Origin of the sequence: Hydrotalea sandarakina (assembly GCF_003254115.1) — a bacterium.
GTDB classification, from domain to species: Bacteria; Bacteroidota; Bacteroidia; order Chitinophagales; family Chitinophagaceae; genus Hydrotalea; species Hydrotalea sandarakina.
In genome coordinates this window covers 14,951-27,683 of the sequence record NZ_QKZV01000009.1, presented here as the reverse complement: position 1 = coordinate 27,683, position 12,733 = coordinate 14,951, and the positions used below count along the sequence as shown (strand labels likewise).

Genomic DNA, 12,733 nt, shown 5'->3' with positions numbered 1-12,733 from the left:
AAGGGTTTATGTTTGAGCCTACGTAAAACCGCTTTAATGCTTGTAGCATGATAATTTATTGTAAAATGCTGACCTTTGCCATCAAATTGAAATGCTTTGTTTAAAAAATTAACAGCCGATTATTTGTTCACGGGGAAGGAATTGCTAAGTAACGGTGAGGTATTGCTGCTAAACGATGGTGGATTGGTTGAAGCAGTTGTTTCAGCCAATGAAGCAGGTGAAGGAGTAGAAAAAATAGAAGGTATCATTTGCCCCGGATTTATTAATACCCATTGTCATTTAGAATTAAGCCACTTAAAAAATACTATACCCCAATATACCGGTTTGGTTGGTTTTGTACAGCAGGTAATGGCACAACGGGCTGCTGATGATGCACAAATACAGCAGGCTATTGTACTGGCCGAAAAAGAAATGTTGCAGGAAGGTATTGTTGCCGTTGGTGATATTTGTAATACGGCACATACGATACCTCAAAAACAACAAAAAAAATTACACTATTACAATTTTATTGAAACGACCGGTTGGATTCCTGCAATGGCCGAAAAACGTTATGAACAAGCAGTACATTTATTGCAAAGTTTTGCTTTACCTAAAAGCATAGTTCCCCATGCACCCTATTCGGTTTCAGAAGTTTTGTGGGAAAAAATAGCGCCTCATTTTGCCAATGCTATTGTTACCATGCATAACCAGGAAACACCTGATGAGGATGCATTATTCCAAAAAGGGGAAGGCCTTTTTTTACAATTTTACCAACAACTGGGTATTCATAATCCCGATTTTGTTCCTTCCGGTAAAAGCAGCATACAAACGGTAGCACACCATTTAGCAGGCGCTGCAACATTGATAGCTGTGCACAACACGTATACCCATGCTAACGATTGGGAATGGTTGTTGCATTGGGCTGCAAGCAATAAGGTGCAATTGTATGCCGCACTTTGTGTCAATGCCAATCGCTATATTGAACAGCAAGTGCCTTCCGTTAGTGCAATGTTACAAATGGGAATACCTATCACCATTGGTACCGACAGTTTGGCAAGTAATACTCGGTTAAGTATTTTGCACGAATTACAAACCATACAAACTTTTTTCCCTGATATTCCAATTGCTACTCTATTGCAATGGGCTACTTTAAATGGCGCAAAAGCGCTGGGTATGGAAGCTTATTTAGGAAGTTTTGAACAAGGGAAACAACCCGGCGTATTGCAATTAACCGGCATCAATATCCCAAAAAATCAATTGCATCATGCGCAAGTAAAGCGGTTACTATAATTGGTTGTTTTACGCAGATAAAATTTCTTGTAAGATATCCAAGCTTTTTAGCTTTCCATAGCCGAAAATGTGCAACTGTAAAAATGTTTGTAATGATTGTAGTATATTTCGTCTGATACCATGATTCAGGCTAATGTTTTCAATCGTATTGATATGTTCTGCCGGAATTTGTAAAAATTGGCTAACAGCTTCTGCCGCTTCTGTTTCCATAACATATACATGTTGCGGATAATTTTCAGTGTAATAGCCTTCCTGCAAATCAAGCAAAGGTGTATGTGCGGTATAATTCCCCTGAATTTGAAAACCCAGAATAGCGGCGGTTTGCAGGGTATAGTAAATAGGTAAATTGGCCATCAGTTTTTCGCTGCCGGTATCGGCTAATTGTAATACAGTTTCTGTTAAATAAAACAATTCAACATGTGCTTCGGGTTGTTGCAAGCAATGTTGTAACAGCTCAACTACATACAAGGTAACGGAGTGGCGCTTTACATTGGTTAATACCTGGTTATAAACATAAGCCCAACTAAATTCTTTAATAAACTGCAACTGTTTTTGCGGTTGATGATATACTTCAAGCGACAAAATAGCTGCCGGCTGAAAGTATATGTTCTGTGCGGGTTTTCGTTTCCCGGCCTGATAAACCCCTTTTACCAAATAGCTTTGTATGCCAAATAGTTCCGTATAAATTTGGGTAATGATGCTGGTATCGCCGTAGCGGGTAGTTTTCAATACAATGCCCTTTGTTGAAAATACCATAACGCAATGTTATTAAAAATTACCCTGCACTAAATTGGTTTCAATATGGAACATTATAATGCAGCCGTAAATTGTTGTAAAAAGCGAACATCATTTTGCGAGTATAGCCGTAAATCATTTACCCGATATTTTAATTGGCAAATGCGTTCCATACCCATGCCAAAAGCAAAGCCGGTGTATTTGTTTGAATCAATATTAAAGTTTTCCAATACTTTGGGGTGTACCATTCCACTGCCTAAAATTTCAACCCATCCGGTATGTTTACAAACATTACAACCTTTTCCGCCACAAATCAGGCAGCTAATATCCATTTCGGCACTGGGTTCTGTAAAGGGAAAGTACGAAGGACGGAAGCGTATTTTAGTGCCATGTCCAAACATTTCTTGTACAAAAAAATACAAGGTTTGTTTTAAGTCGGCGAAGCTTACATTCTCATCAACATACAATCCTTCCACCTGGTGAAAAAAGCAGTGTGCACGGGCACTAATGGTTTCATTGCGATAAACCCGTCCCGGACAAATTACGCGAATGGGTGGTTTTTGTTGTTCCATTACACGGGCTTGTACACTACTGGTATGTGTTCTTAATAACCAGGCAGGATTTTGATTTATATAAAAGGTATCCTGCATATCGCGGGCCGGATGATCTTCCGGTAAATTCATGGCGCCAAAGTTGTGCCAATCATCTTCAATTTCCGGTCCTTCTGCAACAGCAAATCCAAGTCGTTGAAAAATTTGAATAATTTTATTGCGCACAATACTTAGTGGATGCAAACTGCCAATGGCAATATCATTACCGGGTAAAGTAATATCTATTTGTTGTGTTGAATGATGGTTGTTTTGTTGTAAACTGCTGAACGATTCAAAATGGTTTTCAACCAATGTTTTAAATTCATTCAGTAATTGTCCGGCTTCACGTTTTTGCTCGGCAGGCACATTTTTCATTTCAGCCATTAGGTTTTTAACCAACCCTTTGCTTCCTAAATATTTAATTCTGAACTGCTCAACTTCTTCGGCATTTTGCGGCGTAAAAGCCAACACTTCTTTTTTATAATTTTCTATTTGTGCTGCTAATTGTTCCATTGGGCGAAGATAAAGAATTGGCAGAATAAGCCACAAAACAAGGCTTGATTCATCTGCTGCATTCCGTGAACAAAAGGCTAAAAAATAGAAAATACGTATTGAAATACCTACATTTGCCATTGTTGAAGTAAAAAACATGGAATATAACACCACCCGAAGTTTATTAAGTATGCGGGAATATGGCCGCCATATTCATAAAATGGTTGAATATGTAATGACGATTGAAGACCGCCAAAAGCGAAATGAACAAGCCAAAGCCGTAATTGAACTAATGGGCTTTTTAAACCCGCACTTGCGTAATGTAGAAGACTTTAGACATATGTTGTGGGATCATCTCTTTTTTATCAGCGATTTTAAATTAGACGTAGATAGTCCTTACCCTATACCCCAAAAAGAAACTTATAAAGCCAAGTCTGATCCTTTGCCTTATCCGCAACACAAACCCAAGTACTCGCACTTGGGCAGAAATATAGAATTGGTAATTGAAAAGGCAATGAAAGAAGAAAATCCGGAAAAGAAAGCCGGTTTTGCCAATGCCATTGCTTATTATATGAAGCTGGCTTACAGCAACTGGCACAAGGAATTGGTTCATGATGACGCTATTCGCAGCGAATTAGATAGCATAACCGGTGGCGCATTAGAGTTTAGTAATACGCCTTACATTAAACATCGCAACCAAAATTTTGAACGCGATGATTATGGACGTTCAGGAAATAATAATCGAAGACAACAAAACTTCGGCAATCGCAACAATAACCAACGCAGCGGTAATAGAAATGGTGGCTCATCGGGCAATCGCAACAATAACCAACGCAATGCAGGCCAACGCGATAACCGAAACGGAAATTTTAAAAAACGTTATTAATCGCTTTGTATCATAAAACGGAATGTATGAATAAGAGCTGTCAATGATGGCTCTTTTTATTTTGAACTTCTTTTTTAAAACAATGTTATGAACGCTTTTGAAGTAATAGGCGGAAAAAAATTAAAGGGCGAAATAGTTCCCCAGGGTGCTAAGAACGAGGCATTGCAAATATTGGCTGCAACGTTATTAACTGCCGAACCGGTTACCATTCACAATATTCCCGACATAATTGATGTAAATGTATTAATTGATTTGTTAGCCGAAATGGGCGTAACGGTACAGCGTTTGGGTAGGCATAGTTGCACTTTTACGGCAGCGAATGTTAATACCGATTATTTAGCTACAGAAGCGTTTAGAAACAAGGGAGGTAAGTTACGTGGTAGTGTAATGCTGGCCGGTGCCATGTTGGGCCGTTTCAAAAAGGCTTATTTACCTAAGCCCGGCGGCGATAAAATTGGCCGCAGAAGATTAGATACCCATATTATTGGTTTTGAAAAATTGGGTGCCACTTATCAATACCAAGAAAAATTAGGTTGCTTTGAATTAGCAACGCAATGTTTAAAAGGTACTTTCATGTTGTTAGATGAGCCTTCTGTTACCGGCACTGCCAATATTGTTATGGCAGCTGTTATGGCTGAAGGTACTACCACTATTTACAATGCTGCTTGTGAACCTTATATTCAGCAGTTGTGCAAAATGTTGAATAGAATGGGTGCAAAAATTACCGGCATTGGCAGTAATCTGTTGCAAATTGAAGGGGTTGATGTATTGTATGGTACCGAGCATACATTATTGCCCGACATGATTGAAGTGGGCAGTTTTATTGGCTTGGCTGCTATGACACAAAGTGCTTTAACCATTAAAGGAGCAGGTGTTGAAAACCTGGGCGTTATTCCTGAAAAGTTTCAACAACTGGGTATTCAATTACAAATTAAGGGCGATGATATTATTATTCCCGAACAGGATATATATGAAATACAAACTTATTTAGATGGCGGTATTCTTACTGTTTACGACCATCCTTGGCCCGGCTTTACGCCCGATTTATTAAGTATTGTATTGGTAGTAGCCGTGCAAGCACGAGGCAGCGTTTTAATTCACCAAAAAATGTTTGAAAGCCGCCTCTTTTTCGTAGATAAATTAATTGATATGGGTGCACAAATTATTTTATGCGACCCACACCGTGCTACCGTAATTGGCCTGGCTCGTAAAAATAAATTGCGGGGTATAACCATGAGCAGCCCCGATATACGCGCAGGACAAGCTTTATTAATTGCTGCTTTAAGTGCAGAAGGTACCAGTGTTATTCAAAATATTGAACAAATTGACAGGGGTTATCAATACATTGATGAGCGTTTGCGCAGCATTGGTGCCCAAATTCAACGCATTGGTTAAAGCATTGCCATACCTGTTTTGTTTTCATAGTTATTGTAATTAGTCACATTCCATTTTGCATTTTTGCCAACAGTAGCTAACAATGTATTGTTAAGTTTTTATAATTGTTGGCGGGTTGTTTTATTGCCTTGCGTAAATGTGTTAACTTACTGCTTTGTTTAAAACACACATCTTATTCATTATTTCTGAAAGCATTGTACAATGGAACAAAAATTACAAAAGCAAGTGGCCATTATTACGGGGGCCAATAGTGGTATTGGTGCAGGTGTAGCGGCTGCTTTAGCCGGTGCAGGTGCAACGGTTGTTATTAATTATCCTTTACCTGCTTTACAGCCTGCGGCTGAAGCTGTTTTAAATCATATACAACAACAAGGTGGCAAAGGCATTACCTATTGCTGCGATATAAGTAATGAACAACAGGTACAACAAATGTTTGCCGATGTTATTCGTCAATTTGGTACCGTTGATATTTTAGTGAACAATGCCGGTATTCAAAAAGATTCCCCTTTTGAACAAATGACATTAACCCAATGGAATGCTGTTTTGAATATTAATTTAACAGGCCAGTTTTTATGTGCCCGTGAAGCCATTCGTGAGTTTTTACGAAGGGGGATTGATGCCGGTAAAAGCAAATCGGCCGGTAAAATTATTTGTATGAGCAGCGTACATGAAGTAATACCCTGGGCAGGGCATGCCAACTATGCTGCCAGTAAGGGGGGTATAATGATGCTTATGAAAAGTATTGCACAGGAATATGCGCCGAAGAAAATTCGTATTAATAGCATTTGTCCCGGTGCCATTCAAACACCCATTAATCAATCGGCCTGGGATACACCGGAAGCCCTGGAAAAATTGCTGACACTTATTCCTTATCAACGCATTGGCGAGCCTGATGATATTGGCAAAGCGGCTGTTTGGTTGGCCAGCGATGATAGCGATTATGTTACCGGAACCTCTTTGTTTGTAGATGGTGGTATGACCTTGTACCCCGGCTTTTCTACCAATGGCTAACTGCTGTAAAATGTTGTTTTATGAGTGCAGAAAAAGAACGTTTGCTGAATGCTGAATGGAAACTATGGGGGCCTTACCTTGCAAACCGCCAATGGGGTACCGTTCGTGAAGATTATAGCCCCAATGGTGATGCCTGGAATTTTATTACCCATGATATGGCCCGAAGTAAAACTTATCGTTGGGGGGAAGAGGGCATTGGTGGCATTTCCGATAACCAACAATTGCTTTGTTTTTCGTTGGCTTTATGGAATACCAAAGACGCCATTTTAAAAGAACGTTTTTTTGGCCTCACTAATCAGGAAGGTAACCATGGTGAAGATGTGAAGGAGTTATATTATTATGTAGATGCCATGCCTACACACAGTTACCTGAAAATGCTGTATAAATATCCGCAAAATGCATTTCCTTATCAGGAGCTAATTCAGCAAAACCAAAGTCGTAACCGCTTCGATCCGGAATTTGAAATAACCGATACCGGTATTTTTAGTAATAATGCCTATTTCGATGTGTTTATTGAATACGCCAAAGCCGATGTGAATGATATCCTCATTCAAATTACGGCACATAATAGAAATAATGAAGATGCGCCTTTACACTTATTACCAACCTTATGGTTTCGTAACACTTGGAGTTGGGGATATAATAATGATAAGCCGCAATTAATTTCAACCAACAACGAAGAAATAAGCATACAACACCATTTGTTGCCCAATTATCAATTATATATTCAGCAAAAAACCGACATTCTTTTTTGCGATAATGAAACCAATGTGCAACGCTTATACAATGTGCCTAATACTGTTCCGTTTACCAAAGATGGCATACACGAATATGTGGTGAAGGGTAATGAAAATGCAGTGAATAGCAATGGCTCGGGTACTAAAGCTGCATTGCATTATAATACAATGGTTAAAGCCAATGGTGTTGTGGTGATTAAACTTCGATTATCTGCTAAAAACCCACACCAGCCTTTTGCCGATTTTGATGCTGTATTTCAACAACGCATAGATGAAGCGAATCAGTTTTACGATGAGTTACAACATGCCATTAATAACCCCACAGAAAAATTAATACAACGGCAAGCCCTTGCCGGAATGATTTGGGATAAACAATTTTATTATTACGATATTCCACAATGGTTGTATGGCGATCCTGCCGAACCCAAACCGCCGATAGAACGTTTAAAAGGCCGAAATAGCGATTGGAAGCATTTAAATAACGCCGACATTATTTCCATGCCCGATACCTGGGAATATCCTTGGTTTGCTTCGTGGGATCTTGCTTTTCATACCATAGCCTTTGCATTAATTGATGCAGACTTTGCCAAACAACAATTAATGCTGCTTACCAAGGAATGGTATATGAAACCCAATGGCCAGTTGCCGGCTTATGAATGGAACTTTGGCGATGTAAATCCGCCGGTACATGCTTGGGCAACCTGGCGAGTTTATACGATTGATCAGCGCAACAATAATGGCAAAGGCGATATTGCTTTTTTAGAAACAGTTTTTCATAAACTGTTGTTGAATTTTACCTGGTGGGTAAACCGAAAAGATGCACAGGGCAATAATATTTTTGAAGGTGGATTTTTGGGATTGGACAACATAGGCGTGTTTGACCGCAGTGCGCCACTTCCCACCGGCGGTTTTATTGAACAAGCCGATGGCACCAGTTGGATGGCCATGTATTCATTGAATATGTTGCGCATTAGCTTAGAGCTGGCGCAGCATAATCCGGTGTATGAAGATATGGCCACAAAGTTTTTCGAACACTTTTTATACATAGCCGCGGCTATTGATAATTTGGGCGATGAAAAAAATGGATTGTGGGATGAAGTAGATCAGTTTTTTTATGATTCACTACACTTGCCCGATGGCAATTTAATTAGATTAAAAGTGCGCAGTATTGTGGGGCTCATTCCTTTGTTTGCCGTTGAAGTGTTAGACCATGCTACTTTAGAAGCCTTGCCGGGCTTTAGTAAGCGGTTAGATTGGTTTTTAAATTATCGTCCCGACCTGGCTGCATTGGTTTCGCGTTGGCAAGATAAAAGTGCTGATGAAAAACATTTATTGTCATTGCTGCGTGGCCACCGCATGAAAAAAATATTAGAGCGTATGCTGGATGAAACCGAGTTTCTAAGTCCTTACGGAGTGCGTTCTTTATCTAAATTCCACGAACAAAATCCATATACCTTTTATGTAGATGGCAAAAGCTTTGAAGTAAAATATTCGCCTGCAGAATCAACCAGCGGACTGTATGGCGGCAACAGCAACTGGCGCGGTCCAATATGGTTTCCATTGAATTTTTTGATTATTGAAAGTTTACAACGCTTCCACTTTTATTATGGCGATGATTTTAAAGTAGAATGCCCCAAAGGCAGTAACAATTTTATTTCACTCGATGCTGTGGCCGATGAAATTGCCAACAGATTGAAGCACTTGTTTTTACCCGATAAAAATGGACATAAACCTTATTTGGGAAATGATGTGCAACTGCAAACCGATGAACACTTCCAAAATTATTGGTGGTTTCATGAATACTTTAATGGCGATACAGGCAAGGGTTTGGGAGCTTCCCATCAAACGGGGTGGACTGGCCTTATTGCCAAACTTATTCAGCCCAAACGTCCTATGCTTAAATAAACTTGGCACTATGCAGCTTATTAGGAATGTAGGTTTTTTATCTACATCAATGCATCTGCGTTAGGTTAAATTATGGTTTGTTGGCTAATGTTGCCTTAATGGCTTTATCTACCAATTGCCCCATTAAGGTATAGCCGGTTATGTTAGGATGAACACCGTCTAACGTGTATTGCGTTTGTAAACCTTTTTCACCATCCACCATTGGGTCGTAAAAATTTACATAAGTAAGTCTATGCTGTTGTGCGTAAGCTTTAATCATGGCATTCAATGCAATTACTTTATCGGCCGGGTATATGGAAGGGCGCCAGGGAAAATGGTTGGTAGGCAACACGGAACATAAAATAACTTTTATATGATGCACGCCTGCCAATTCAGCCATGGAAGCAATATTGCCCATGGTAGTTGTTAAAGGAATAGGGCCTGTGTTTTCGGCAATATCATTAATGCCGGCCAAAATAACTACGGCAGCAGGTTTCAAATCAATAACATCCTGCCTGAAGCGCAACAGCATTTGCGGAGTGGTTTGTCCACTGATGCCCCGATTAACGTAATTGGGGTGTTGTACAAAATAACTACTATCTCTTACCGACCAAAATTCAAAAATGGAATTACCCATAAATACTACCCTGTTTTTGGAAACAGGTTGTTGCATTAAAGCCGCATTGGCTTGGGTATATTTTTGCAAATTAGGCCAATCTTGCACCGGTTTGTCCGATTGTGCCCAAGCGGAACTTTGGAACACCAACAGTAATAAAGCCATTGCATATTTCATAGAAAAATTTTTAAATGATTGCATTGATGAATGATTGCCCAAATAGGTATTTGAATGGTTGTTACAGGAATGACGGTAAATAGCGGTTTCAAATTTACGCAAACAAACGGGGCTTCTTGACATAAGGCCTATTACCGGCCAATTTTTGACTTTGCTCAATTGAATGATGCGTTCTACTTCTTCACATACCCATTCGACCCTGCTTCGAGACTGCTTCGAGTCAACAGCGTTGCGTAACGCTGTTGATAGGTATTTGTATGGGCTAAGTATGCCTATTTGTACCTTATTTTATAAATTAAAATAATGGAGGAAAACAGCAGGGTAATGGCATTGGCAATGGTTACCGGCAGGCTATGGCTTAAAATGCCATAAATTAACCAGCACAAAGTGCCAAAAGTAAATAAGGCATACATGCCTAAGGAAATACCCGATGTGTTTTTGGTTTGTATGGTTTTGATGGCTTGAGGTATAAATGATGCTGTTGTGCCAAATGCAGCAATTAGGCCAATAATGGTAATATAGTTCATGCCTGTTTTTACAGCAAAATACACAAAATTGCTGCGAAGGCTATATTAAAACTATCAGGATGCCATACAAAATTGATTATTGTAAGGCATTCCAGGCCGCTAAAACTTGTTCAGCATGATTTTTAGTGTCGGGTTTATCTATAATTTGTACTAAAACGCCTTGCTCATCAATTAAAAAAGTAGTGCGGTGAATGCCCAGGAATTCACGACCCATGAATTTTTTTAATCCCCAAACGCCATATTTTTCTGCAATGCTATGGTCAGTGTCGGCAATTAATGGAAAGGGCAAGTTAAACTTGGTTTCAAATTTTTTATGGCTTTTGCTATCATCGGGGCTAATTCCAATTACGGCAAATCCTTTCTTCAATAATGCGGTATAATTATCGCGCAAATTACAAGCTTGTGCCGTACAGCCGGGTGTATTATCTTTCGGGTAAAAGTACAGCACAACTTTTTTCCCTTTAAAATCACTTAATGCAACTGTTTCATTGTTTTGGTCGGTACCACTAAATGCGGGTGCTTTTTTTCCAATAGTCGGTTTAGTCATCTTACAATCAATTTTTCTTTCAATAATGCAATTTGCAGTAAAATGTTGCAGCATTCAATAAATTTTTATGGGCAATAATCATTCACACATAATTGAATATTAAAATGTTTGGCTTTCATTTTTTTCATTTCAAACAAATTTTAAACTACCGCATGGTTTGAATGCCTTACATTTGCGCAATTTGTTTTTACCATGCCAAAAGATACCTCTATTCAAACCGTGTTAATTATTGGTTCTGGTCCCATTATTATTGGCCAGGCCTGCGAATTCGATTATTCCGGCTCACAAGCAGCCCGCAGCCTTCGCGAGGAGGGCATAAAAGTGGTACTTGTGAATAGTAACCCGGCTACCATTATGACTGACCCCATGATGGCTGATAAGGTTTATTTGTTGCCACTGACTGTGGAAAGTATTGAGCAAATTTTATCGGAAAATAAAATTGATGCAGTACTGCCAACCATGGGTGGCCAAACAGCTTTGAATTTGTGTAAAGAAGCAGATGAGTTGGGTGTATGGGAAAAATTTGGTGTGAAACTAATTGGCGTGGATGTTGCAGCCATTGATACGGCTGAAGATAGGGAGAAATTCAGGCAGTTGATGGGTCGTATTGGCATTAAAGTGGCGCCCAGCCATGTAGCCAATAGCTTTTTAGAAGGAAAAGAATATGCCCAACAAATTGGGTTCCCTCTGGTAATTCGTCCTTCATTTACTTTAGGCGGTACCGGCGGAAGCTTTGTACACACGAAAGATGAATTGGATGCTGCATTGGAACGTGGGTTGAAAGCATCGCCCATTCACGAAGTATTGGTGGAGAAAGCAGTATTGGGTTGGAAAGAATATGAGTTGGAATTGCTGCGCGATAAAAATGATAATGTAGTAATTATTTGTACGGTTGAAAACGTTGACCCAATGGGGGTGCATACCGGTGATTCCATTACAGTTGCCCCGGCCATGACTTTAAGCGATACGGCTTTCCAAGAAATGCGTAATCAGGCAATATTAATGATGCGTAGTTTGGGCAATTTTGCAGGTGGTTGTAACGTGCAGTTTGCATTAAACCCGCATAATGAAGAAATCATTGCCGTTGAAATCAATCCCAGGGTAAGCCGCTCTTCAGCATTGGCTTCAAAAGCAACCGGTTATCCTATTGCTAAAATTGCTGCTAAGTTGGCCATTGGTTACTCATTAGATGAATTAAAAAACCAAATTACCAAAACTACTTCCGCTTATTTTGAGCCGGCATTAGACTATGTAATTGTAAAAATTCCTCGTTGGAATTTTGATAAGTTTAAAGGTGCTAATGATACATTGGGCTTGCAAATGAAAAGTGTGGGCGAAGTAATGGGCATTGGCCGTAGTTTTAATGAAGCCATACAAAAAGCTTGTCAAAGTTTGGAAAATGAAGCAGTTGGGCTTGGTTATTACGGCAAAAGCCTAATGAAAAGCGAGGAAATTATTGAATACATTAAAACCCCGAAATGGGACAGGATTTTTAGAATTAAAGATGCTTTAATGCAAGGGGTAACCGTAAAAACCATTGCACAGGCTACAGGTATTGATCGTTGGTTTATTTATCAGATTGCTGAAATATGCAAAATTGAAAAGGAAATAGCCAATTATGATTTGGAAACCTTGCCGGAAAGTTTATTGCGTATGGCCAAAAAAGAAGGTTTTAGTGATGCCCAAATTGCTAAAATTTTACAAGGTAATACAACCGATGATGCTGTTTATGAAAAACGTAAAGCATTAGGCATTACCCGTAGTTATAAAATAGTGGATACCTGTAGTGCTGAGTTTGAAGCAAAAACGCCCTACTTCTATTCTACCTTTGAAGGGTAATACGTTTATATTTCCTTAAAATTTTCTA

The 12,733-nt window shown here is 39.4% G+C and carries 11 protein-coding genes; 6 read left to right on the top strand and 5 right to left on the bottom strand.

Translation table 11 applies throughout. The features are described from left to right. The first annotated feature begins 96 nt into the window (after positions 1 to 96). The gene (locus LX80_RS12175; protein WP_111296844.1) at positions 97 to 1,269 is read left to right on the top strand and encodes an amidohydrolase family protein; all 1,173 of its coding nucleotides are present in this window, start codon (positions 97 to 99) and stop codon (positions 1,267 to 1,269) included. A gap of 9 nt (positions 1,270 to 1,278) precedes the next feature. Here the strand turns inward: LX80_RS12175 and recO are convergent, their stop codons facing one another. Both recO and pheS read right to left on the bottom strand, forming a co-directional pair. Further along, positions 1,279 to 2,025 (bottom strand): DNA repair protein RecO, encoded by a 747-nt coding sequence (gene recO / locus LX80_RS12170; RefSeq protein WP_111296842.1) that lies wholly within the window; start codon positions 2,023 to 2,025, stop codon positions 1,279 to 1,281. 53 nt (positions 2,026 to 2,078) lie between these two features. Continuing rightward, entirely contained in the window at positions 2,079 to 3,107 is a 1,029-nt protein-coding gene (gene pheS, locus LX80_RS12165; RefSeq protein WP_111296999.1) for a phenylalanine--tRNA ligase subunit alpha, read from the bottom strand. 136 nt (positions 3,108 to 3,243) lie between these two features. Between pheS and LX80_RS12160 the strand changes: the two genes are divergently transcribed. The 4 genes from LX80_RS12160 to LX80_RS12145 all read left to right on the top strand — a co-directional run bounded on the left by LX80_RS12160 (position 3,244) and on the right by LX80_RS12145 (position 9,020). Further along, positions 3,244 to 3,972, top strand: coding sequence for a DUF4290 domain-containing protein (locus LX80_RS12160; protein WP_111296840.1), 729 nt, complete (start codon positions 3,244 to 3,246; stop codon positions 3,970 to 3,972). Positions 3,973 to 4,059: 87 nt separating this feature from the next. Then, positions 4,060 to 5,367, top strand: coding sequence for a UDP-N-acetylglucosamine 1-carboxyvinyltransferase (murA, locus tag LX80_RS12155; protein ID WP_111296838.1), 1,308 nt, complete (start codon positions 4,060 to 4,062; stop codon positions 5,365 to 5,367). 201 nt (positions 5,368 to 5,568) lie between these two features. Next, positions 5,569 to 6,378 carry a glucose 1-dehydrogenase gene (locus LX80_RS12150; protein WP_111296836.1) on the top strand — a complete coding sequence of 270 codons (810 nt, stop codon included), beginning with the start codon at positions 5,569 to 5,571 and terminating at the stop codon, positions 6,376 to 6,378. 20 nt (positions 6,379 to 6,398) lie between these two features. Further along, positions 6,399 to 9,020: an MGH1-like glycoside hydrolase domain-containing protein gene (locus LX80_RS12145; protein ID WP_111296834.1), complete on the top strand. Its 2,622-nt coding sequence runs from the start codon at positions 6,399 to 6,401 to the stop codon at positions 9,018 to 9,020. 70 nt (positions 9,021 to 9,090) lie between these two features. Here the strand turns inward: LX80_RS12145 and LX80_RS12140 are convergent, their stop codons facing one another. The 3 genes from LX80_RS12140 to bcp all read right to left on the bottom strand — a co-directional run bounded on the left by LX80_RS12140 (position 9,091) and on the right by bcp (position 10,920). Next, the gene (locus tag LX80_RS12140; protein WP_111296997.1) at positions 9,091 to 9,792 is read right to left on the bottom strand and encodes a GDSL-type esterase/lipase family protein; all 702 of its coding nucleotides are present in this window, start codon (positions 9,790 to 9,792) and stop codon (positions 9,091 to 9,093) included. 272 nt (positions 9,793 to 10,064) lie between these two features. Beyond that, positions 10,065 to 10,319: a SemiSWEET transporter gene (locus tag LX80_RS12135; protein WP_111296832.1), complete on the bottom strand. Its 255-nt coding sequence runs from the start codon at positions 10,317 to 10,319 to the stop codon at positions 10,065 to 10,067. A gap of 76 nt (positions 10,320 to 10,395) precedes the next feature. Continuing rightward, positions 10,396 to 10,920: a thioredoxin-dependent thiol peroxidase gene (gene bcp / locus LX80_RS12130; protein WP_245898059.1), complete on the bottom strand. Its 525-nt coding sequence runs from the start codon at positions 10,918 to 10,920 to the stop codon at positions 10,396 to 10,398. Positions 10,921 to 11,058: 138 nt separating this feature from the next. On the opposite strand from bcp, the gene carB reads away from it, so the two are divergent. Continuing rightward, the gene (gene carB, locus LX80_RS12125) at positions 11,059 to 12,705 is read left to right on the top strand and encodes a carbamoyl-phosphate synthase large subunit (protein WP_111296830.1); all 1,647 of its coding nucleotides are present in this window, start codon (positions 11,059 to 11,061) and stop codon (positions 12,703 to 12,705) included. Positions 12,706 to 12,733: the final 28 nt, after the last annotated feature.